General features: G+C 45.8%; 20 protein-coding genes, 1 tRNA gene, 1 pseudogene and 1 riboswitch. Of the genes and pseudogenes, 14 read left to right on the top strand and 8 right to left on the bottom strand.

The genetic code is table 11. From position 1 onward, the window contains the following. Nucleotides 1–13: 13 nt before the first annotated feature. From crtID to AC1RNB_RS05325, 9 genes and pseudogenes are all read left to right on the top strand, one after another. Nucleotides 14–1,513, top strand: a pseudogene (crtID, locus tag AC1RNB_RS05365) (bifunctional phytoene desaturase/3,4-desaturase); the annotation flags it as partial. A 154-nt stretch (nucleotides 1,514–1,667) separates the two neighbouring features. Next, a complete protein-coding gene (locus AC1RNB_RS05360) occupies nucleotides 1,668–2,504 on the top strand; it encodes a phytoene/squalene synthase family protein (protein ID WP_493081364.1) in 837 nt (278 codons plus the stop codon). Nucleotides 2,505–2,531: 27 nt separating this feature from the next. Then, on the top strand, nucleotides 2,532–3,059 hold the full coding sequence (idi, locus tag AC1RNB_RS05355) for an isopentenyl-diphosphate Delta-isomerase (RefSeq protein WP_493081362.1): 528 nt from the start codon (nucleotides 2,532–2,534) through the stop codon (nucleotides 3,057–3,059). 25 nt (nucleotides 3,060–3,084) lie between these two features. Then, nucleotides 3,085–4,569: a 1-hydroxycarotenoid 3,4-desaturase CrtD gene (gene crtD / locus AC1RNB_RS05350; protein WP_493081360.1), complete on the top strand. Its 1,485-nt coding sequence runs from the start codon at nucleotides 3,085–3,087 to the stop codon at nucleotides 4,567–4,569. Beyond that, nucleotides 4,566–5,249, top strand: coding sequence for a carotenoid biosynthesis protein (locus tag AC1RNB_RS05345; RefSeq protein WP_493081359.1), 684 nt, complete (start codon nucleotides 4,566–4,568; stop codon nucleotides 5,247–5,249). The genes crtD and AC1RNB_RS05345 overlap by 4 nt, the downstream gene beginning before the upstream one ends. Further along, a complete protein-coding gene (locus tag AC1RNB_RS05340) occupies nucleotides 5,246–5,725 on the top strand; it encodes a sterol desaturase family protein (protein ID WP_493081358.1) in 480 nt (159 codons plus the stop codon). Before AC1RNB_RS05345 ends, AC1RNB_RS05340 begins: the two co-directional genes overlap by 4 nt. A 98-nt stretch (nucleotides 5,726–5,823) precedes the next feature. Further along, complete coding sequence (locus AC1RNB_RS05335) at nucleotides 5,824–7,014, top strand: lycopene cyclase family protein (protein ID WP_493081356.1); 1,191 nt, start codon at nucleotides 5,824–5,826, stop codon at nucleotides 7,012–7,014. Next, nucleotides 7,011–7,940: a 1-phosphofructokinase family hexose kinase gene (locus AC1RNB_RS05330; RefSeq protein ID WP_493081354.1), complete on the top strand. Its 930-nt coding sequence runs from the start codon at nucleotides 7,011–7,013 to the stop codon at nucleotides 7,938–7,940. Before AC1RNB_RS05335 ends, AC1RNB_RS05330 begins: the two co-directional genes overlap by 4 nt. Before the next feature lie 38 nt (nucleotides 7,941–7,978). After that, nucleotides 7,979–8,050: transfer RNA gene (locus AC1RNB_RS05325), tRNA-Arg, on the top strand. A 38-nt stretch (nucleotides 8,051–8,088) separates the two neighbouring features. On the opposite strand, the gene AC1RNB_RS05320 is transcribed toward AC1RNB_RS05325, so the two are convergent. From AC1RNB_RS05320 to AC1RNB_RS05290, 7 genes are all read right to left on the bottom strand, one after another. Then, entirely contained in the window at nucleotides 8,089–8,955 is an 867-nt protein-coding gene (locus tag AC1RNB_RS05320) for a phytanoyl-CoA dioxygenase family protein (protein WP_493081352.1), read from the bottom strand. Further along, nucleotides 8,921–9,277, bottom strand: coding sequence for a TM2 domain-containing protein (locus AC1RNB_RS05315; protein ID WP_493081350.1), 357 nt, complete (start codon nucleotides 9,275–9,277; stop codon nucleotides 8,921–8,923). Before AC1RNB_RS05315 ends, AC1RNB_RS05320 begins: the two co-directional genes overlap by 35 nt. Beyond that, nucleotides 9,240–9,575, bottom strand: coding sequence for a DUF2752 domain-containing protein (locus tag AC1RNB_RS05310; protein WP_493081349.1), 336 nt, complete (start codon nucleotides 9,573–9,575; stop codon nucleotides 9,240–9,242). Before AC1RNB_RS05310 ends, AC1RNB_RS05315 begins: the two co-directional genes overlap by 38 nt. A 59-nt stretch (nucleotides 9,576–9,634) precedes the next feature. Continuing rightward, the gene (locus tag AC1RNB_RS05305) at nucleotides 9,635–10,213 is read right to left on the bottom strand and encodes a MarC family protein (protein ID WP_493081348.1); all 579 of its coding nucleotides are present in this window, start codon (nucleotides 10,211–10,213) and stop codon (nucleotides 9,635–9,637) included. Nucleotides 10,214–10,364: 151 nt separating this feature from the next. Beyond that, nucleotides 10,365–10,973: an alpha-ribazole phosphatase gene (gene cobC, locus AC1RNB_RS05300; protein WP_493081346.1), complete on the bottom strand. Its 609-nt coding sequence runs from the start codon at nucleotides 10,971–10,973 to the stop codon at nucleotides 10,365–10,367. A gap of 91 nt (nucleotides 10,974–11,064) precedes the next feature. Next, complete coding sequence (locus AC1RNB_RS05295) at nucleotides 11,065–11,280, bottom strand: cysteine-rich CWC family protein (RefSeq protein ID WP_493081344.1); 216 nt, start codon at nucleotides 11,278–11,280, stop codon at nucleotides 11,065–11,067. A 5-nt stretch (nucleotides 11,281–11,285) separates the two neighbouring features. After that, on the bottom strand, nucleotides 11,286–13,211 hold the full coding sequence (locus AC1RNB_RS05290) for a TonB-dependent receptor plug domain-containing protein (protein WP_493081342.1): 1,926 nt from the start codon (nucleotides 13,209–13,211) through the stop codon (nucleotides 11,286–11,288). A gap of 115 nt (nucleotides 13,212–13,326) precedes the next feature. Continuing rightward, a riboswitch (cobalamin riboswitch) is annotated at nucleotides 13,327–13,578 on the bottom strand. Between the two features lie 204 nt (nucleotides 13,579–13,782). Between AC1RNB_RS05290 and AC1RNB_RS05285 the strand changes: the two genes are divergently transcribed. The 5 genes from AC1RNB_RS05285 (at nucleotide 13,783) to AC1RNB_RS05265 (ending at nucleotide 20,402) form a co-directional block, all read left to right on the top strand. After that, the gene (locus AC1RNB_RS05285; protein ID WP_493081340.1) at nucleotides 13,783–15,144 is read left to right on the top strand and encodes an APC family permease; all 1,362 of its coding nucleotides are present in this window, start codon (nucleotides 13,783–13,785) and stop codon (nucleotides 15,142–15,144) included. A gap of 1 nt (nucleotide 15,145) precedes the next feature. Then, on the top strand, nucleotides 15,146–16,321 hold the full coding sequence (locus AC1RNB_RS05280; protein ID WP_493081339.1) for a trans-sulfuration enzyme family protein: 1,176 nt from the start codon (nucleotides 15,146–15,148) through the stop codon (nucleotides 16,319–16,321). 84 nt (nucleotides 16,322–16,405) lie between these two features. Beyond that, nucleotides 16,406–17,869: a TolC family protein gene (locus AC1RNB_RS05275; protein WP_493081338.1), complete on the top strand. Its 1,464-nt coding sequence runs from the start codon at nucleotides 16,406–16,408 to the stop codon at nucleotides 17,867–17,869. Between the two features lie 56 nt (nucleotides 17,870–17,925). After that, a complete protein-coding gene (locus AC1RNB_RS05270) occupies nucleotides 17,926–19,293 on the top strand; it encodes an efflux RND transporter periplasmic adaptor subunit (protein ID WP_493081336.1) in 1,368 nt (455 codons plus the stop codon). A 104-nt stretch (nucleotides 19,294–19,397) separates the two neighbouring features. Then, a complete protein-coding gene (locus tag AC1RNB_RS05265; protein WP_493081335.1) occupies nucleotides 19,398–20,402 on the top strand; it encodes an NAD(P)H-dependent glycerol-3-phosphate dehydrogenase in 1,005 nt (334 codons plus the stop codon). A 132-nt stretch (nucleotides 20,403–20,534) separates the two neighbouring features. On the opposite strand, the gene hemW is transcribed toward AC1RNB_RS05265, so the two are convergent. After that, nucleotides 20,535–21,656 (bottom strand): radical SAM family heme chaperone HemW, encoded by a 1,122-nt coding sequence (gene hemW, locus AC1RNB_RS05260; RefSeq protein WP_493081334.1) that lies wholly within the window; start codon nucleotides 21,654–21,656, stop codon nucleotides 20,535–20,537. Nucleotides 21,657–21,740 lie beyond the last annotated feature (84 nt).

Below are 21,740 nucleotides of genomic sequence, written 5' to 3'. Positions count from 1 at the left end.
TTCTTCTTACACCACTTACTTGAGCAGGAGCGTTATCATTATCGGGAGCGGTTTCGCGGGCCTTTCGGCTGCCTCTTTCATGGCCAAAGCTGGCTGGAAAGTGACTGTATTGGAGAAACACGCCATTCCCGGTGGCCGTGCCCGTTACCTGAAAGCGGAAGGTTTTACATTCGATATGGGCCCCAGCTGGTACTGGATGCCCGATGTGTTTGAACGTTATTTTGCCTGCTTCGGGAAAAAAATTTCCGACTATTATCAGTTAACGAGACTGGATCCTTCTTACCGTGTATATTATCCGGATGGTCCGATGGATATACCGGCTGATCTCACCAGACTGAAACAACTTTTCGAATCCATCGAACCCGGTGCCGGCGAACAGTTGGATAAATTTCTTACCGAAGCGGCGTATAAATATGAAGTAGGGATCAGAAAACTGGTGTTTAAACCGGGACAGTCGCTGACAGAATTTCTGGACCTTGACCTGGCCAAAGGTTTACTGAAGCTGGATGTGTTCCGCTCCATGAAAGTGCATGTGGCCAAATATTTCAGACATCCCAAATTGGTGGAGCTGATGGAGTTCCCGGTTTTGTTCCTCGGTGCATTGCCCGAGAAAACACCGGCCTTATACAGCCTGATGAACTATGCTGATATCAAGGGCGGTACCTGGTTTCCGAAGGGTGGGATGTACCGGATTGTGCAGGGAATGTATGACCTGGCTGTTGAACTGGGGGTACAATTCCGCTTTGAACAGGAAGTAATGGAAATCGTGATCGAAAACGGGGCAGCCCGCACCATCAAAGCCGCCAACCCGCAGGGAGCTATTGCGGAATATAAGGCAGATGTAGTGATTGGTGGTGCAGACTACCACCATATCGAAACCCGGCTATTGCCCAAAGCGTATCGTTCTTATGCTGATCAATACTGGGATAGCCGCGTAATGGCACCGGGGTGTATCCTGTATTATGTGGGACTGAATAAAAAAATCAAAGGGATCCAGCATCACACCCTCTTTTTTGATACTTCTTTTGCGGTGCATGGCGATGAAATTTATAATACCAAAGTATGGCCCACGAATCCTTTGTTTTATGTGAGTGCCACATCGGTTACTGATCCGTCGGCTGCCCCGGAAGGTTGTGAAAACCTGTTCCTGTTGATACCGGTAGCTGCCGGATTGGAAAATGATACGGAAGCGTTAAGAGATAAATATTTCGATCAGATCGTTTCCCGGATGGAAAAACATTTCGGACAGTCCATCAAAGAGGCCATTATCTATAAAAAATCCTTTGCACACAGCGATTTTATCAGCGAATACCATGCTTTTAAAGGAAATGCCTACGGTTTAGCGAACACTTTGCTGCAAACAGCTGTTTTAAAACCGTCGTGCCGGAGTAAGAAAGTAAAAAATCTGTTCTTTACCGGACAGCTAACGGTTCCGGGCCCCGGTGTACCCCCCAGCCTGATCAGCGGCGAAGTGGTGGCGGGAGAAGTGGTAAAAGCGTTTAGGGAGAATTGACGGATTAGCGGATGACGGATTAACGAATTCAATCCGTCATCAGTCATTCGCAAATCCGCTAATTCTAGAACAGAAAGCTGACGTGTGCGACGCAACAAAAGCTGAATAGCGAATAAAAGTTGATTCAATAAAAAATATCTCAAATAACAACACCATGATGAACCTGTTTCATGAAGTGAGCCAGGACTGCAGCAGGATAACTACCGAGAAATACAGTACCAGTTTTTCTTCGGCTATCAAGCTATTGCATAAGGATCTGCGTGTGCCGATCTTTAATGTGTATGGTTTTGTGCGCTTTGCGGATGAGATTGTAGATACTTTTCACGAACATGATAAAACCCTGTTGCTGCAGGAGTTTAAGCAGGCGACCTACGAAGCCATTGACCGTGGCGTAAGCATGAATCCGATACTGCATAGTTTTCAGTTAACGGTGAACCAGTTCGGGATCGACCGGCAATTGGTTGATGCGTTTCTTTACAGTATGGAGCTGGATCTCGAGAAAAGGCAGTACGACAGAGCCGGTTATGAACAGTATATTTACGGCAGCGCCGAAGTGGTGGGGTTGATGTGCCTGTATATTTTCTGCAATGGCAACAAGGAGTCATACGAAACACTGATGCCGTATGCCCGCAGTCTGGGTGCCGCTTTCCAGAAAGTAAATTTTCTGCGCGATCTGAAAGCGGATGTAGAAGGGTTGGACCGTATGTATTTTCCGGGTTGCGATTTTTCGAATTTCACCGCCAGGGATAAATCTATGATTGAAGCGGATATACAGCGCGATTTTGATCATGCGTATGAAGGCATTCTGCAACTGCCGGTAAAAGCCAGGTTTGGGGTGTATGTGGCGTATAAGTATTATGTATCGCTGTTCAGGAAGATCAAAAAAATGCATCCGCAAAGTATCCTGGAGAACAGGATCCGTATACCTGACTATGGCAAAATGATGATCCTGGCAAAAGCAGGTATCAGAAGTCAGTTAAACCTGTTGTAAATTATATCTTCGTTTTATTTGCATTACATGGAACAAGTGATCTTAGTAGATGAACATGATGTGTTAACCGGAACCATGGAAAAAATGGCGGCACATGAAAAAGCTGTTTTACACAGGGCTTTCAGTGTTTTTATTTTTAATGCCCGGGGCGAAATGTTGTTGCAGCAGCGTGCCAAAGAAAAATACCATAGCGGCGGTTTGTGGACGAACAGCTGCTGTAGTCACCCACGTCCCGGCGAAGAAACCCGGTCAGCCGCCATCCGCCGCCTGCGGGAAGAACTGGGTTTTGAAGCACCCCTGGAAAAGATCTTCGATTTTGTGTACAAGGCAGATTTTGATAATGGGCTTACCGAATATGAATTTGACCATGTATTTGTAGGATACTACGATGGCGAGATCAATCCCGATAAAAAAGAAGTAGGCGATTATGTGTATCTGTCGATGCAGCAGATAGCAGATGCCCTGCAAACCGAACCGGCTACATACACAGCCTGGTTTCATATCGCCTTCCCCAAAGTAATGAACTGGTGGAAACAGCTGCAGCCTGCCTCGTGAAAAAGTTTTACCTTCTCTCTATTGTATGAACACAGGTAACAAAGCTATTGTGATAGGAGCCGGTGTAGCCGGTCTGGCCAGCGCTATAAGACTGGCAGTACAGGGAATGGAGGTAACCGTGTATGAAAAAAACAGTTATCCGGGTGGTAAGCTGAGTCATTTTACTATCGGCGATTATCAGTTTGATGCGGGTCCCAGTTTATTTACCCAGCCACAGAACATAGAGGAATTATTTGCTTTGGCCGGTGAACCAATAGCAGATTATTTCAGTTACCATAAGATGCCGGTGTCCTGTCATTATTTTTATGAAGATGGCACCATGGTGAAAGCCTATGCCGATCGTGATCTGTTTGACAGGGAACTGGTAGAAAAATTAGGCGAAACGCCCGGAACACTGGCTGCTTATCTTAACCGGTCAGAAAGGATCTATCGCGACATCGGATCTGTTTTTCTGCAGTATTCGCTGCATAAAACCGCTACACTTTTTAAAGCCAGTATTCTGCGGGCCCTGAAAGCTACCCGCTGGCCCTACCTGTTCCGAACCATGCACCAGCTGAACAGCGGCTATTTCAGAAATGCCAAAACGGTGCAGCTGTTTAACCGTTATGCCACATATAATGGAAGCAACCCATACCAGGCACCGGGTATGCTGAGCCTGATCTCCCATCTGGAACATAATGAAGGAAGTTTTTATCCCAAAGGAGGCATGATCAGCATTACCAACGCGCTGTACCGACTGGCACTGAAAAAAGGTGTTCATTTTTGTTTTAACATGCCTGTTCAGCGCATCATACATACCGAAGGGAAAGTGTGTGGGGTGGTAGTGAACGATGAGAACCAGCTGGCAGATACGGTAGTGAGTAATATGGATGTGTACTTTACGTACCGCCATTTAATGAACGACAATAGTAAGGCCCAACAGGTATTGCAACAGGAGCGTAGCAGCAGTGCCCTGATTTTTTACTGGGGCGTCCGCAAAGAATTTCCGCAGCTGGATCTGCACAATATTTTTTTTACACTGGATTACCAGGCTGAGTTCGATCATTTGTTCCGGGTAAAGAAAATGTATCACGATCCCACTGTTTATATCAATATCACCAGTAAATGTGAGCCGGGTGTGCAAGCACCACAGGGTTGCGAGAACTGGTTTGTGATGGTGAATGCACCCGCCAATATCGGTCAGGATTGGGAGAATTACCGGGCTTTATACCGGGATGCTATTATCAAAAAACTGAGCCGACTGTTGCAGACAGACATAACGCCTTTGATAGAAGCAGAAGAAGTGCTGGATCCGGTACTCATAGAATCCAGAACGGCTTCCTACATGGGATCATTATATGGAAGCAGTTCCAATTCAAAAATGGCTGCTTTTTTACGGCACCCCAATTTTACCAAGGCGGTGAAGGGGTTATATTTTGTAGGAGGCAGTGTGCATCCCGGCGGAGGCATACCTTTGTGTTTGCTGAGCGCGAAGATTATGAGTGAGATAGCAGCTACAGACAGGAAATGAGATTTGAAAAACAACATATCGCCACTTTTCTCGCTATCCTCTTTCACCTTAGTGGATTGATCGGTATTCTTTTTACGCCTTACAAAGACTGGTTCATTCAAAATACCCCGCTGAATCTCGGGTTGATGGCTTTGCTGCTGATCTGGACCCAGGAAGAAAAAAATATTTCCTTTTTCCTTTTTTTTGCCCTGGCTTTTTTGGTGGGAATGGGATCAGAGATGATCGGCGTGCATACGGGTCATTTGTTCGGTAATTATCGATACGGAAAGGTACTGGGTCCCAAATTCAATGAAGTGCCCTGGTTAATCGGGCTGAACTGGTTTGTCGTGATCTTCTGCAGCAGCGCGGTGATGCAACAGGTGCACGATTGGTTCCGGAACAAGATGGAGAAAGACGGGTTTGATCTTTCTCCGCGGGTAGCAGCGTTATCGTTGGTGATAGATGGAGCTCTGCTGGCAACATTCTTCGACTGGCTGATGGAGCCAGTTGCTATTCAACTGGGTTTCTGGCAATGGGCGGGGTCGGAAATTCCCCTGTTTAATTACACTTGCTGGTTTTTGATCAGCCTGGCTTTGTTAATCGCCTTACGCTGGTTCCGCTTCCCCAAAGCCAACCATTTCGCTGTACATTTGTTAATTATACAGACATTATTTTTCCTGGCACTCAGAACGCTATTATGAATATACTGCTGTACATCCTCATAACATTGGCCACTTTCTGTATCATGGAAGGTATTACCTGGTTAACCCATCGGTATGTGATGCATGGATTTCTGTGGTACCTGCATGAAGACCATCACCAGAAAGGGCCCGGTTTCTTTGAGAAAAACGATGCTTTTTTTGTCATTTTTGCCATACCCAGCTGGTTATGTATTATGCTGGGTAGTATGAACCAGGTATACTGGGTGGTAAGTATCGGTGCCGGCATAGCGCTATATGGTTTTGCTTATTTTCTCGTGCATGAGATCATTATTCACCAACGCTTTAAGCTATTCACCCGCAGTAATAACCGCTATATCAAAGCTATCCGCTGGGCGCACAAAATGCATCACAAACACCTGGATAAAGAAGAAGGAGAAAGCTTCGGGATGCTGATTGTTGCGAGAAAATACTGGCAGAAAGTGAAGCAGGATGAAGCTTTGCAGGGGAGGGGGTGAGTAGATAGAGTATATGAAGTACATAAAGTATATAGGGTATATAAAGTATATAGGGAAGCCCTGTAAAAGATGATGGCATATACATTCACTATTCACAATTGACAATTCACTACCACTATATCATCACAGGTGCAGGTTGCGCAGGATCCAGTCTGCTGATGCGGATGATGAAGGAGTCTTTTTTTCAGGATAAAAAAATCCTGGTGATTGATCAGTCACCCAAAACAGCCAACGACCGTACATGGTGTTTCTGGGAAAAAGAAGCAGGGTTATTTGAGCCGATCGTTCATCATCGCTGGCAAATCCTTCAGTTTTATTCCGGTAATTTTTCCAAAGAATTTTCTATCAGTCCCTATCAGTACAAAATGATCCGGGGTATTGATTTGTATGCCTTGGTTGAAAAAACGGCTGCAGCTCATGTCAATATTGAGTGGCGCCAGGAAAAAGTAACGGCATTAACAACCGAAAAAGAACTCGCACTGGTTACAACTGATAAGGGATCGTATACAGCAGAGTATGTATTCAACAGCATTCATTTCGGCGATATCATGCAACATCCTTTGGGTGCACAAAAGGGTAGCAGGGATGTGTACCTGCTGCAGCATTTTAAAGGCTGGGTGATTGAAACAACGGAACCAGTGTTCGATGCTGCAAAAGCCACCTTCATGGATTTTCGGGTGAGCCAGGAACAGGGCACTACTTTTTTTTATGTGCTTCCCACATCTCCAACTACGGCACTGGTAGAGTATACCTTATTCACAGAAAAGCTCCTGCCTCCCGAAGCGTATGACGAGGCATTGAAAGGTTATATCGAATCTTATTTGCAGCTGAAAAACTATACTATTCAGCATGAAGAGTTTGGCGTGATCCCCATGACTAACCATCGCTTCCCTTCACAGCAGGGCAGGGTGGTGTATACGGGTATTGCTGGTGGCCAGGCCAAGGGTAGTAGTGGATACGCTTTCCGCTTTATTCAGAAAAGGGCAGACGCCATCGTTCGGTCACTGGCAGCAAGCGGACAGATTGACCTGCACCACAGTTTGACGAACAGCAAATTTGCTTTGTACGATAGTGTATTACTGCAGGTGCTTGCCAAGCGTAAAATGCCCGGTTCCGAGATCTTTGCAGCTATTTTCCGGCACAACCCGCCACAACGGGTGCTTCGGTTCCTTGATAATGAGAGCAGCCTTCTGGAAGACCTGCAGATCATGCGCAGCGTACCCACAGCTGTTTTTTTGCCTGCCGCTTTGCAGGAGTTGACTGGTAAGGGTAGTACTTTTACGGGATGAAAAAGATACTTACGCTAACACTAAACCCGGCGCTCGATAAAAACCTAACGGTATCCAAACTGGTTCCGGAAAAGAAACTGCAGTGTACAAGTGTTACCGTAGAACCCGGTGGTGGCGGTATTAATGTATCCCGGGCCATTTATAAACTTGGCGGAATGTCAGAAGCGGTTTACCTGGCAGGCGGATTTACCGGCAGTGAATTTTCTGCGCTGCTCTCCAAAGAAAAGATCCAGTCTGTGGCATTACCCATACAGGGAGCTACCCGCGAAAACTTTATGGTGGTAGATGATGCTACGCATCTTCAATATCGGTTTGGTATGCCGGGGCCTGCGGTTGATGAAGCCGAATGGCAGCAGGCGCTGAACTATATTCAACAGCAAACCGCACTTGATTTTATTGTGGCCAGCGGCAGCCTGCCGCCAGGGGTGCCGGAAAACTTTTTCGCCAGACTGGCTATCATAGCCAAACAAGTAAATGCCAAACTAGTGGTAGACACTTCGGGTAAAGCATTACAGGAAGCAGTAAAAGTGGGTGTTTTTCTGATCAAACCCAACCTGGGCGAATTGAGTAATTTATATGGAAAGGAGACATTGACACAGGAAGAACTGCCTGTTGCTGCCAGATCAGTTATTAACCAGGGCGGCTGCGAAATGATGGTTATCTCTATGGGTGCCGCTGGCGCCATGCTGGTAACCAAAGAAGCACAGTATATCATAAAACCACCCCCTGTTACGGTAAAAAGTACGGTGGGTGCCGGTGATAGCATGGTTGGTGCTATGGTATTGGCTTTGTCGGAAGGCTTTCTGCTGGAGGATGTTTTACGATATGGTGTGGCTGCCGGAACAGCTGCTACCATGAATTATGGCACGGAACTCTGTAAAAAAGAAGATACAGAACGATTATTTTTAAAAATGAAGCAGGAATAGTCCGGTTCTGTTATTTTTGCAGCCTTGGAATAGAAATTGGCCTTGTAGTACAATGGATAGTATGCGAGTTTCCGAAGCTCTTGATCCAGGTTCGATTCCTGGCGAGGCCACTGATGATCAATCCCTCTTTCTGTAAGAGGGATTTTTTTTAATATAATACAGGATTTAACGGAGTGTTGATCAGTTTGCCAATTTCCGCACCCGGACACCAGGCTTCCCAATCAGCCACCTGATTATCGTTTTTGGGTTCCATCAGTGTCATTTCTTTGTCCATATAAATGATGGTCATCACTTTACGCATCTGGTCGGTTGTATTGGGTCCGGCACGGTGAAATACCCAGCCCATGTGATAGCTGATCTCTCCCAGATCAAAAGGCTCTACTATTTTTTCAAAATCCCTGATGGTCAGTTTCTGTTGTATCACCATCTCACTATCGTCACTGATTTTTAAGGTTCTGCCTTCTTCCAGGCACTGACTCTTAGCGCTGAACTCTAGTGGACCCATGTTGAGCCCGATTTTCTGCAGGGGAATCCAAACAGTTACGGTCTTATCTGTACTAAGTGGCCAATAATATTGGTCTGCATGCCAGGGCGTAAAACCGCCACCGGGTTCTTTAAACAGGGCTTGGTCGTGGTACATGCGTACACCTGCTACCTGCATCAGGTCGGCGGCAATGCCGGCCAGGCGTTTACTGAATACGATCTCTTTTACTGCTGCAGACTTTGTCCAGAGATTCATCACCTGCAGAAAAGCTTTGCCATAGGTGTCCCGCGCTTCCAGGGCGATACGTTCTGTATGTTGCCGGGCTACTTCGGATGTGATGACTTCGTTGATATATTGGAGCAGCGCAGGCGAAAGCACCTGCTTCAGTTTGATAAATCCATTGAGCTGAAAAAAATCAACCTGCTCTTTTGTAAGGGAGAATGGCTCGTGTAATTCCTGTAATAGTTCGGTGGTCATGGCTGGTATCAATTGCGGCTTACTGATAAGAATACAGCATAGCCATACTTTCATTGGCCATTTTACGGTTGTATTCGAAAGTGAGTTTTTTATGGTTCACAATGTCTACGATGGTGCCAATGAGACAGAGTCCGCCGGTAAAAAGATATAAAAGGCCCATCCCATTCTGTCCTACCATAAAACGCTGGATCCCGCCCACACAAACAAAACCAAGTACGCAACCCAACAGGATCTGATCGGTGGTACGGCGTTTGCCATTGTATACGGCAATAAAATTAACGAGTTGGTCTTCTGTAAGTTCTTTGGTCAGGGCCTGCAGGTACACCAGTTCCTCTCCTTCAATGGAAGAGATCATGTTCATTAGGTTGGGTCTCATGGTTGGCTTTTTTGAGGTGGATGAGTTGCCGGGTCCGCATAAATATAACCAATACAGCGAAAATTCCTATAGGGTGCTGCTGAAAAGATTGTACGGGATGCAGGTGTAAAGCATAATAGATTGCATGCCCCAGGCCACAACCGGGGCATGGCCCCCCACCCAGCAGGCTGAACAGGCAAAGCGAACTTTCGGTTTTTTCTACAGGCAAAAAGAACAATACAATCAGGGCCGTTACCCAAAACAATAGTTCCAGGTGTTGATATAACTTTTGGAATAGGATACGGATAAAACGGATCATGTTTTGACACTTATTTGTATACTATTGAAATGCTCAGATTGATTGCAGGATAACAAAATCTATTTTCCGAAGGCGCCGATATTACTGCTGAATATTTTAACGGCAATCGCTAACAGAATTACCCCGAAAAATTTTCTGACAGCCAATAAACCCGCAGGCCCCAATAACCGCTCAATTACTTTCAGCGATTTTAATACGATATATACAATAACAAGGTTGATCAGGATACCCGACAGAATATACGTTTCTTCAAAATTCGCTTTCAGCGACATGATAGTGGTTAACGTACCACTTCCAGCAATAATCGGAAAAGCGATGGGTACCACGGTGCCGGATTGTGCATTGGTATCGCCTTTGAAGATCTCATGACCTAAAACCATTTCCAGTCCCAATAAAAAGATCACAACTGAACCACCCACCGCAAAGGAACGCACATCCAGTCCAAGGATACTCAGAAAGGGTTTGCCGGCAAAAAGGAACAATATCATCAATGCGCCCGATACCAATGTTGCCTGGATAGACCGGATAGCCCCCATTTTATCTTTGAGCGAGATCAGTAACGGAATAGACCCCACAATATCAATCACCGCAAACAGGGTAAACGTTACTGTGAGCAGCTGGTCTAAGTGAAAAGTCATGAGCAGGGGGTTTTGATAAAGATAAGAATTTGTTTCGGGAGGAGGAATCGTGAGACGTGAATCGTCAATCGTGAGTAGTGAGTAGTCAGTAGTCAGTATGTTTTCCTCCTTGGCTCTCCCCACTCACTACTCACTACTCACGTCTCACGCTTCACGCTTCACGCGTAGGTCTATGCCATTCCTTTCCCGCCAGCGAAACATTGTAAAGGAATTCGTGTTGGAGCTGGTCGTCCACTTTTGCAATTTTTACTACGCAGCCGTAATGACAACTGAAAACATCAAACGATTCTTTGATAGGGGTATTGGTAATATGCGCCAGGATACTTCTTAATACACCACCATGTGCCACAATAACAGCAGGTTGCTCCTGCTCACTGATCTCTTTGAACCGGTTAATCACCCGCTCATGCATGATGGCATAACTTTCTCCCTCGGGTACCACCACATTCACGAAATCATCCAGCCAGGGTTGCATTTCTGTTTTCGGAATGCCATTCCAGGATTGCATCTCCCATCGACCGCAGTTCAGCTCCATCAGGTCGTTGTGGAGGTTTAGGTCATGTTGGGGGAAAAGCGATTCGGCCAGCTTGCGGCAGCGTTGCAGCGGACTGCTATACACTTTGCCGATAGTAGCCGGAAGCCAGGGTTTGATATTATTCACTTCCTCTTCAAAAGTTTCGGTCACATCCAGGTCGGTTTGTCCGTAACAGATGCCTTTTTCAACGGCAGGGGTGGTATGCCTGATCAGGTATATCTCCATGCTGCGAATTACAGTAATTATTATGAAACGGAGAAGAAAAGCCACAGATTCACAGGTAACGGGTAAAAATCTGTGAATCTGTGGCTGGTAATCAGAACCGGAAAATGTGATTCCGGTATAACCGGTATTGAAACTGCAGGGTTTGCAGGCATTGGGCACATAGGCAGTCCTGGTATTTATCTTCTATAAATACCCTTTCTTCATAGGTTAATGTTACCTGGCTGCACTGGCAGGCGTTGATATTGCCCACTTTGCATTCAAACTGCCGGTTACAGCGCGGACATGGTTTGGATTCATGTTGTGCCATAACAGTTACCAGTTAAAAGTGACACCCGTGTTAAACATAGTGGGTATGCTGTTAAATCCTCTTACATCAAAGAATTTCCTGCCGGTCAGGTTCTGCAGGTCGGCAAAAAAACGGACATGTTCGTTCAGGGTATAATCTGCATATGCACCAAGAATGAAATAGCTGTCCAGACTTACATCTGTTTTTTTATAACCGCCAATATCATATCGTTTACTCACGTATTTCCCGGTTACAGATAGGTTCAATCCTTTGGCTGCTTCTACGCCAAGCGTAAGGTTAACGGTGTGTTTGGGTCTGCGCAGCAGATAATTGTACGTAACGGTATCTTTTACCGTTACACGGTTTTGCGTGGTTTCTTCGCTGCTCAGTAAAGTATAATTCCCTGAGAGCGTGATTTTGTCAGTAGGTCTGGCAGTAAACTCCCATTCCAGCCCATTCACAGTTTGTTTGATATAGTTGAAGTATTTAAAACTAATATAATTGTAGTCGATACCGTTATTGATTCTCCGGTGAAAATATACCAGTCTTGTACTGAAGGATTTTTTATCGAGACTGATTCCTCCCTCATAGTTCACAGATTTTTCTGCATCTAATTTGTCATTGATGCTGAGCTGGTACAGCGATGGTGCTTTGAATCCGCTGGAAGCACTGGCAAATAACCGCAGCTGCGGGTTGATGCTGTACGATGGGTTAAATGTATACGTACTGTTATTACCATAACGGGAATGATCGTTATACCGGCCGCCCAGTTCTATATGCAGTTTCTTATCCGGACTGCTATAGATCATAGATGCATATAGTGCTTTCTGGTTAAAAGAAGTATCGCGGAACTGGCTGCTGTATGGGCCAAACATACTCACAGAAAAATACTGCTGGTTATAGGAATTGAAACGGTAATCGGCACCCCCTAGTAAAGTAATGCCTTTTGCCAGTTGCAAACCCGCATATAATTCAACAAACTGCGATTTGCCGGAATAAGTATTGTTCTCAAAAATGGTACTGGTTTTATCCAGGCTGTCGTTGCGGTAAGTACGGGTCAGTTCGCTGAACTGGTAGTTGCCTGTCAGGGTCAGCCTTCCTTTTTTGTATTGGAACCCGGCACCACTGGTGAAAGAAGTGTTGTGGATGTTATAGTCCTTATCGTCTGTAAAAATGCCGGCATCAATACCCGCTTTGTACTGACTGAACATAGCAAAGGTTTTGAGCGATAAAACAGGCGATAACTGGTAAGCCAGTTGTGCATTGGATACCGTTCCGTCATACCTGTCATTGTCAAAATTCTTTTTACCGGTGCTGTCATAGGCTGAAGAAAAGCCGTTGGTAGCCAGTCTCGCATATCTCGCTGAATAAGTAAGCTTGTTTTTTTTACCATATACCTGCAGGTTATTCCGCGTAGTGGCAAAACTTCCCTGGCTCAGCGTGGCTTTGATGTTGAAAGCTTTCTGTACATCTTTCTTCAGGGTAATGAGATTGATTACTCCCGCAATGGCATCGCTGCCATACAGGGTAGATTGGGCACCCTTGCATACCTCGATCCTTTCCAGGTCGTTGATGGAAAAAAGGTTCAGGTCAAAATCTGTGGTAATGGTAGATGGGTCATTCATCGGAATGCCATCCAGCAGAATCAGTGTCCGGCCCGCAGAGGCACCCCGCATATACACGGTCTGAACGGCACCCGCATTGTTCAATGCACCATTGATAGTGATACCGGCCTGCTCGTTCAGTAATTGTGCCACCGTTTTTCCGCTGCTTTTTTCGATCTGTGCTTTGGTAATTACGGTGATCACTTTGCCCGTGGTACTTTGTTTCTGTTCCAGTTTGTTAGCGGTTACTACTACTTCGTCAAGCACTTTGGTGTTAACGGTGTCTTTTTGCGCAAAGGCAGTGCTGCCTGCAAGCAGGACAGTGAGGAGCGTGCATGTTTTGCTCATTGTTGGTTTGTTTTTAAGATAACAATGAGCTTTCAGGAAAATAAAAAAACGGAGAAACATAAACGGCCGCTGCAGCAGGCCTTTTACATTCCATGCTTTTCACCCGAAAGCCGTGAATGGTTAATGATACCTGGCAGGTCTTCTGGCTTATTGGCTTGATGAGAACCTTCCCATTCCGTGTTTCCGGAAAAGTGGTTTGCAGATTCATCAGCCGTGAGTAGTGAGTGGTGAGTCGTGAGTTTTTGTTCTCACGATGAACGACTAACAATTCACGTTTACAATTTACAGCTACGGGGATAGCGCCGGAATTACACCGGACTTCCCTTTTAATCCCGCATACGCGGGAACCAAATACGGAGCAAATGTAATGGCAGGATCCATCAATAAAAATTTATGCCTGTTTAAGTTTTACACCGCCCGTTGAAAACTTATGAGAGATAGTGTGGACGCTGTTATAGGAATGAACTGAAACAGCAGCGGCTTGGCATGGCCCATTCACTATTGACTATTCACCATTCACTCCTCACCGTTTCCCCGAAGTTCCTTACATTTAAAGCCACATAAAATATATATGCAGGGAAAACAGAAACTCAATCTCTTCAGTTTCACCATGATCGTTGTTGGACTGGTGATTGGTATGGGTATCTTCAGAACAGCCGCTACCAGCGCCAAACATGCCATTGAACCTTCGGTCTATTTCACTGCCTGGCTGCTGGGCGGTTTTTTTGCCTTATGTGGTGCGCTCACGTATGCAGAAATCGGGAGCCGTTATCCCGTAACCGGCGGGTACTATAAAATATTTTCCTACGCGTACCATCCCAGTATCGCCTTTGCCATCAATTGTATTATCCTGATCAGTAATGCCGCCAGCTTAAGCGGCGTGGCACTGATCGGTAGCGGGTATATCGCCAAACTCTTCCCTTCTTTTATCCAGACAGATATTGATAAGGCATTACTTAGCTGTGGTGCCATACTGGTATTTTACCTGATCAATCTCCGTGGCCTGCGCATGAGCTCGCGTGCGCAGAATATCCTGATGCTGATCAAGATCGGTATGATCCTGGTGCTGATACTGGCCCTGTTTTTCCCGCATGAGCAGGCGGTAACGGCTGTGGTGGCTGCAACGCCCACTCCGGCATTACCGGAAATGAGCTGGATACAGAGCCTGGGCGTAAGCCTGATTGCTGTATCGTTTACGTATGGTGGCTATCAGCAAACTATCAATTTTGGAAATGAAGTTGATAAGCCGGCGAAGAATATTCCCAGGGGGATTTTTATCGGGATCGCTATCATCATCGGTTTATACCTGCTCGCCAACCTCAGTTATTATACGATTGTCGGGTTCGACAATATGAAAGCAGAACGGGAGATCGCCTATGTGCTGATGGAAAAAGTATTTGGCAAAACCGGCGCAGACATTTTCGCTTTTTTCCTCTTTTTTGGGGTGTTGGCTTATGTGAATGCCCTGCTGATGAGTAATCCGCGGGTCATGTTTGCAATGAGTAACGAAGGGGTATTACCCAAAATGTTCTCCAAACAGAATCCAAAGAACGAAGTGCTGACGGTTTCCTTAACCGTGTTTGCGGCTATGTGTATCGTCATTCTCTTTTTTGCGCAAACCTTTGATAAGATCCTCAACTTCACCATCTTCCTCGATTGTTTTGGTATGGTAGCTTCCAGCGCCACCATTTTTGTATTACGCAAACGAACCAAACATCTTGATCATACCGGCATTTTTAAAATGAAATTTTATCCCTGGATGCCTTTGATCTTCATGGCAGCTTATCTGTTTGTGGGTACGAGCATCGCCATACAAACGCCGGATACCGCCCTGGTGGGTGCCATTGTACTGGCGGCATTTATGGTGATTTATTTTGTGTCTAAAAAATTCAATCCTAGTATCGGAACCGACCAGTCGGCAAAAGAAATCTAATATGGACGAACTTTCTTTTATCCTCAATGAAATGGGCGAACACCGCGATGAATATTTCCGCGCCGTGGCGCCACCCATTGTACAGACCAGCAATTTCGCTTTCTCCAGAGTGGCCGATCTGCGTAAGTCTTTTGAAGATGAATATTCCACTTGGCTATATAGCCGTGGATTAAACCCCACGGTAGAGATCCTCCGTAAAAAACTGGCAGCACTGGATGAGGCAGAAGACTGTCTCGTTTTTAACAGTGGTGCCGCGGCCATTTTTGCAGCGGTGCTGGCCAATGTGAAAAGCGGGGATCATATTGTAAGTGTAAAGAATCCCTATACCTGGGCCATGAAGATGTTTGAAGTAATCCTTCCCCGCTTCCAGGTAAGCGTTACCTATGTGGATGGAACCGATACCGATCAATTTGCCCGGGCCATCCAACCCAATACTACCCTGATCTATCTCGAATCGCCCAATAGCTGGTTCTACGACCTGCAGGATCTGCGGGCCGTAGCGGCACTGGCAAAAAAACATGGGATTGTTACCATCATCGACAATAGCTATTGTACCCCCTTATACCAGAAACCCATTGCCATGGGGATTGATCTGGCACTGCAATCGGCCACCAAATATATCTCCGGACACAGCGATACGGTGGCCGGGGTACTGAGCGGCAGCAGGGCCATGATCGAAAGGATTTTTAACAGCGAATACATGAATATCGGTTCCGGTATCCAGCCCTTTAATGCCTGGTTACTGATCCGTGGTTTGCGCACTTTGCCGGCCCGGTTGGAACGTATTACCCGCACCACAGCCGAAGTAATCCGGTTCCTGCAAAATCATCCAAGGGTAGACCAGGTCATCTTTCCGCTGGATCCATCTTTTCCGCAATACGAACTGGCCCAATCCCAGATGAAGGGGGCCTGCGGACTGGTCACTTTTTATATCAAGGCACAAAACTGTGCTACCATCGAAACCTTCTGTGACTCCCTGCAGCATATCCTGATGGCGGTAAGCTGGGGCGGCTACGAATCGCTGATCCTGCCCAAATGCGCGGGTATGCCACCTGAATCCTTCGATCCGGCCAATCCTGCCCACCGGTCGCTGCGGTTATATATCGGTCTGGAAGACACGGATTACCTGTTAACCGACTTGTCAAGGGGTTTTGAGGCCATTAATGACCTTTCATAACATATTTTTAACGGTTTAAGCCTATTCCTTTCCGTCTGTCTAAAATTTAGGCAAGTGGTTGGGAAACCGTTATTTTTGTTATATATGAGAAAGTTTCTGACCCTGCTATGTTGCACAATTGTTTCCCAAAGTTTTGCCCAGAGGGCATCGGACAACTGGGACCTGCGGCACTGTATTGAACATGCTCTTCAATTTAATATTTCTATCAAGCAGGCCGATATACAGGCGCGAATAGCCGCCCTACAGGCAAAACAGGCCAAATACAATATTTATCCAAGTGTAAATGCCAGTACGGGAACCGGTGTCCGCTTCGGCCGTTCCATCGACCCTACCACCAATACTTTTTCTACCTCCCAGTTTCTGTATCAGAACTTTGGGGTGAATGCCGGGTTCCAGCTGTACAATTTCGGCCGACTGAAAAATTCGGAAATGGTGGCCCAGTTTAATGCACAGGCGGCACTGGCAGATGTGGCAAAAGCTTCCAATGATGTTTCATTTAATGTGGCCACTTATTACCTGCAGGTACTGGCGGCCAAGGAGCAGTTAAAGATTTCTGAGATCCAGATCGCACAAACACAGAACCAGTTGGAGATTACGAGTAAAAGGGTGGATGCCGGTGTTTTACCTGAACTCAACCTCGCCGAAGTACAATCACAACTGGCTACCGATAGCAGCAACTACTATACCGCCAAAGGCAATTACGAGCAGAACCTATTAAACCTGCGTGGTTTATTGAATCTGGATGTAGATGTGCTGTTTGGGATTGAAACGCCGTCTGTTGACCAGATTCCGATCGAATCTTTTGCCGAGTTGCAGCCTAACCTGGTATATGAATCCGGTATGCAGTTACAGCCACAGCAGAAGGCCAACGAATTCAGGATCAAAGCTGCGCAGAAAAGCCTGCTGGTTACCAAAGCACAGATGTACCCAACCCTGTCGCTGGGTGGTAACCTTTCTACCAACTTTTCCAATTCATTCAAAACAACCACCGGCGCCACATTCCAGGGATATAACCCTATTACCGGTGCAGAGCCCATTGTGGCCATCAGCAACGTAAATTATTATGTGCAGAGCCCGGTGTTTAAGGTAACCCAGAAAACAAGAACGTTCAGTGATCTGTGGAATGGCTGGGGCACCCAGATGAATAACAACTTTGGTCAGAATATTGGCTTAAGTCTGAGTATTCCCATCTTCAATAACTCTTCTGCCAGAATCAATTATCAGACAGCACAGCTAAATGTGAAATCTGCCCAGCTGCAGAAAGAACAGAGCGATCTTACCCTGCGTCAGAATATTTACACAGCATATACCAATGCGGTTACGGCCCTGCAGAAATTCAATGCCGGTAAAAAACAGGTTGAGAGCGCACAAAAAGCCTATGACTTTGCTTTGAAGCGCTATGAAGTGGGTCTGCTGAGTTCGCTTGACCTTCTGACCAACCAGAATAACCTGCTCCGTGCCAAAATTACCCAACTAACCAACCAATACGATTATGTATTCAAGATGAAGTTGCTCGAGTTTTACAAAGGGAAAGGGTTGAAATTATAAAAAACTATTGTTACGTATCAAATTCACTAACTGGCTGCTAAAAGAAAATAAGTTGTATGAATAAGAAATTGCTCTGGATCATTATTGGATTGGTTGTTCTGATCGTAGTACTGATCGGGCTGAAAAAAAGTGGGGTTATCGGAAAGGAAGAAGGCATCAAAGTAACTTCTGAGAAAGCCACACACAGAACCATTATTGAAACAGTAAACGCCAGTGGAAAAGTATATCCCGAGATCGAAGTAAAAGTGAGTCCTGATATCAGCGGTGAAATTGTTGAGCTGAATGTGAATGAAGGAGACAGTGTTACAAAAGGACAGGTGCTGGCCCGGATTTATGCGGATATCTATCTTACCCAGCGCGATCAGGTGGTAGCAGGTGTGAACCAGAGTAAGGCACAGCTTTCTAACTCAACCGCCAGTCTGGTTGGTTTAAAAGCCACACTGGATAACCTGAAAAATGTATATGAGCGCCAGAAAAAACTGTTTAATGAAAAAGTGGTTTCCCGCGCTGAATTTGAACAATCAGAGCAGGCTTATCTTACCGCCCAGGCCAATTATAATGCAGCCAGAGAAGGTCTGAAAAGCAGCGAAGCCTCCATCCAGAGTGCTCAGGCGCAATTGCAGAAAGCCGATAAAGATTTATCGCGTACTGTCATCACTTCACCTATGAATGGTATGATCAGTCTGATGAATGTTAAAAAAGGCGAGCGTGTGGCGGGTAACAGCTTTAACGTAGGTACAGAAATGATGCGTGTAGCCGATATGCGAAGCATTGAAGTACGGGTAGATGTAGGTGAGAACGATATCCCCAAAGTAAAACTGGGCGATACGGCCATTGTAGAAGTGGATGCTTATACCAACCGTAAATTCAAAGGGCTGGTATACAAGATTGCCAATCCAAATACCGGATCAGCTGTTTCAACTACGTCCAGTGCAGAAGTAACCAATTATAAAGTACATATCCGTTTATTGCCGGTTAGTTATAAAGACCTGGTAGGTCCTGGAAAAGGGTTTCCTTTCCGTCCGGGAATGAGTGCCAGCGCAGATATCCAGACCCGCACCAAACAAAATGTGCTTTCTGTAGCACTGAACGCGGTTACTACCCGTGATAAAAATGGAGATGCTTCAGCCGCAGGAGATAAAACGGATGATAAGAAACCGGAGGCGAAAGAAACCAAGTCAACTTCGGGTGATGATGGTATTGAAGAAGTGGTATTTGTATTGCAGAAAGACAATAAAGTAAAAAAAGTAAAAGTAAAAACTGCTATCCAGGATCTGAATTACATTGAAATACTGGAAGGATTGAAAGAAGGAGACGAAGTGATTACCGGACCTTATTCGATCGTGAGCAAAACACTGAAAGATGGCAACCTGGTAACAGTAGTAACCAAAGACAAGCTGTTTGAAGAAAAGAAAGCGAATTAATCCATACACCATAATGTATACACAACAACGACAGGTTCTGCCTGTCGTTTGTTTTTAGAGATAACCTGTTCCGTATCTTTGCATTCATTATCAAACGGTTTGCCATGCAGTTCGGAATTATTGGAAGCGGAAGTTGGGCCACAGCACTGGCTAAGATTCTGACAGATAACGGGAATACGATTCATTGGTGGGTACGTAATGCAGACAGTATCGCCTACCTCGAAAAAAGAAGACATAACCCCCATTACCTGCATGGCGCCTATTTTGATCCCCAACAGCTGACACTCAGCAACGATATTCAACAGGTGGTTAGCCGTTCAGAAGTGCTTGTGATAGCTGTGCCTTCGGCATTTGTAGAATCAGCCCTGGAACAGATTCCGGCCGATTTACTGAAAGGGAAAAAAGTAATCTCGGCCGTAAAAGGGATCCTTCCATCCGAAAATCAGTTGCTCAATTATTACCTTGCCAAACACGCCGGCTTTCCGCTGGAAGATTATTTTACTGTGCTGGGCCCCTGCCATGCAGAAGAAGTGGCAGCGGAAAAATTATCCTATCTCACTTTCTCAGGAACCGATGAGGGCACAACAAAAAAAATCGCTTCTTATTTTGCTACTGAATACCTGAATACCGTTGTAAATACGGATGTACTGGGCGTACAATATGCTGCTGTACTGAAAAATATTTATGCGTTGGGTGCCGGCATTGCGCATGGACTGGAATACGGAGATAACTTTCTCAGTGTATATATTGCCAATAGCGCCAATGAAATGGTGGGTTTCCTGAAAAAATGCACAGAAAACACGAACGGCACCACCGATACGCATAATTATTCGGCGTCCGTTTATCTCGGCGATCTGTTGGTAACCTGTTACTCGCTCTACAGCCGTAACCGAACTTTCGGAAACATGATCGGCAAAGGATATTCTGTAAAAGCCGCACAGCTGGAGCTGAATATGGTGGCCGAAGGGTACAATGCCAGTAAATGCATTCACCTGATGAACAATACCGTACAGGCTTCCATGCCCATTGCTGCGGCTATCTATGAAATTCTATGGGAACAGCTTCCTGCGGCAGAAGGATTTAAGAAAATTGAAACATTTCTGGTGTAGAATTGTCGTAACTTTAGGTATGCCATTCTCTTTCACCATACTGAGCCCTGAAGCCCTGCTGATACTGGTGATGGGCATCCTGGTGATCAACCTCGGTAAAAAGCTATTCGGGCACGCCGATAACAGGTAGTACTACTGAAACAGATCTGCGGCAATACCGTCGGCAAAAAATTTACCCCCTTCTTCCAGTTGTAGTGCATCCCCCTTTAAACGTATCGTACCCTGTGCCATATATTTTGCTGCGGCTTTTTGCAGGGCAACTGTCTTTTCTTCCCCCCATACCGCTCTAACTTTTTCAAGTGAAATACCTTCTATGGTCCGTAAGCCCGTCATGATATATTCATTCAGTTGCTGCGTCTTCGTCAGGATCTCTTCTTCATACGGGATCTCTCCTTTGTCAATGGCCGCGAGGTACAAACTGTTATTGGCGATATTCCATTGCCGGCTGACACCATTGAACGAATGAGCGGAGGGGCCGAGACCGAGATAAGTTTTCCCCTGCCAGTAACTGCTGTTATGCCTGCTTCTGAAACCCGGTTGGGCAAAATTGGAGATTTCATACTGTTCCATCCCCGCCAGTGCTGTTTTTTCTGTGAGCAGGGCAAACTGCCTGGCTTGTTGTTCTGGATCTACATCCTGCATAGTCTGTTTACGGATCATCTCCGCGAGCGCCGTTTTGGGCTCAACCGTTAACGCATAACAGGAGAGATGCGGGATCTGCAGGGCCAGTGCCGTTTCGATATTTTTTTTCCATGCCTCATCAGTGAGGCCGGGCGTTCCATAAATCAGGTCGATAGTGATGTTCGAAAACCCCGCTTCTTTTGCCTGTTGAATACTGCGGAGAGATTGCGCTGCTGTATGGGCCCGGTTCATCCATTGCAGGTCCTGTTCCTCGAACGACTGGATGCCGATACTCAACCGGTTGATACCGGCTGCACGCCAGGCAGCAAGTTTTTCAGGACTAATATCATCCGGATTGGTTTCGAGCGTGATCTCTGTCTGCGGGCTGATGGAATAATGCGTCTGCAGCAGTTGCAGGAGCTGTTGTATATCCTCTATCTCCAGTAGAGAAGGTGTGCCGCCGCCCCAATAAATAGTTTCTACCGTTTCGTTCAGGTATGGCTTACGCAGCAAAGCTTCTTTGCCAATGGCCTGTAACATATCAGGTACGCGGTGATGCGTGGTGGAAAAATGAAAATTACAGTAATGACAGGCTTTTCTGCAAAAAGGAATATGTAGATAAATGCCTGCCATACAGGGAGAAAGGTGTTTGCTGCAAACATACTCCATTCTGTTGGCTCAATTCTGTTATGCCTTTAACTGCAAACATCAAACCAA

The organism is Sediminibacterium sp. GW821-FHT12F12 (genome assembly GCF_058806635.1).
The sequence above is the reverse complement of the archived record's forward strand: the minus strand, read 5'-3'. Positions and strand labels throughout refer to the sequence as shown.

What these genes read in the sequence shown, in the direction of transcription:
- idi (WP_493081362.1), top strand. Translation starts at nt 2,532, where the DNA reads ATGGAACAAGTGATCTTAGTAGATGAACATGATGTGTTAACCGGAACC.
- cobC (WP_493081346.1), bottom strand. Translation starts at nt 10,973, where the DNA reads ATGGAGATATACCTGATCAGGCATACCACCCCTGCCGTTGAAAAAGGC.
- AC1RNB_RS05315 (WP_493081350.1), bottom strand. Translation starts at nt 9,277, where the DNA reads ATGAGACCCAACCTAATGAACATGATCTCTTCCATTGAAGGAGAGGAA.
- AC1RNB_RS05330 (WP_493081354.1), top strand. Translation starts at nt 7,011, where the DNA reads ATGAAAAAGATACTTACGCTAACACTAAACCCGGCGCTCGATAAAAAC.
- AC1RNB_RS05320 (WP_493081352.1), bottom strand. Translation starts at nt 8,955, where the DNA reads ATGAAAGTATGGCTATGCTGTATTCTTATCAGTAAGCCGCAATTGATA.
- AC1RNB_RS05345 (WP_493081359.1), top strand. Translation starts at nt 4,566, where the DNA reads ATGAGATTTGAAAAACAACATATCGCCACTTTTCTCGCTATCCTCTTT.
- AC1RNB_RS05285 (WP_493081340.1), top strand. Translation starts at nt 13,783, where the DNA reads ATGCAGGGAAAACAGAAACTCAATCTCTTCAGTTTCACCATGATCGTT.
- AC1RNB_RS05305 (WP_493081348.1), bottom strand. Translation starts at nt 10,213, where the DNA reads ATGACTTTTCACTTAGACCAGCTGCTCACAGTAACGTTTACCCTGTTT.
- AC1RNB_RS05275 (WP_493081338.1), top strand. Translation starts at nt 16,406, where the DNA reads ATGAGAAAGTTTCTGACCCTGCTATGTTGCACAATTGTTTCCCAAAGT.
- AC1RNB_RS05295 (WP_493081344.1), bottom strand. Translation starts at nt 11,280, where the DNA reads ATGGCACAACATGAATCCAAACCATGTCCGCGCTGTAACCGGCAGTTT.
- AC1RNB_RS05360 (WP_493081364.1), top strand. Translation starts at nt 1,668, where the DNA reads ATGATGAACCTGTTTCATGAAGTGAGCCAGGACTGCAGCAGGATAACT.
- hemW (WP_493081334.1), bottom strand. Translation starts at nt 21,656, where the DNA reads ATGGCAGGCATTTATCTACATATTCCTTTTTGCAGAAAAGCCTGTCAT.
- AC1RNB_RS05290 (WP_493081342.1), bottom strand. Translation starts at nt 13,211, where the DNA reads ATGAGCAAAACATGCACGCTCCTCACTGTCCTGCTTGCAGGCAGCACT.
- AC1RNB_RS05340 (WP_493081358.1), top strand. Translation starts at nt 5,246, where the DNA reads ATGAATATACTGCTGTACATCCTCATAACATTGGCCACTTTCTGTATC.
- AC1RNB_RS05280 (WP_493081339.1), top strand. Translation starts at nt 15,146, where the DNA reads ATGGACGAACTTTCTTTTATCCTCAATGAAATGGGCGAACACCGCGAT.
- AC1RNB_RS05270 (WP_493081336.1), top strand. Translation starts at nt 17,926, where the DNA reads ATGAATAAGAAATTGCTCTGGATCATTATTGGATTGGTTGTTCTGATC.
- crtD (WP_493081360.1), top strand. Translation starts at nt 3,085, where the DNA reads ATGAACACAGGTAACAAAGCTATTGTGATAGGAGCCGGTGTAGCCGGT.
- AC1RNB_RS05310 (WP_493081349.1), bottom strand. Translation starts at nt 9,575, where the DNA reads ATGATCCGTTTTATCCGTATCCTATTCCAAAAGTTATATCAACACCTG.
- AC1RNB_RS05265 (WP_493081335.1), top strand. Translation starts at nt 19,398, where the DNA reads ATGCAGTTCGGAATTATTGGAAGCGGAAGTTGGGCCACAGCACTGGCT.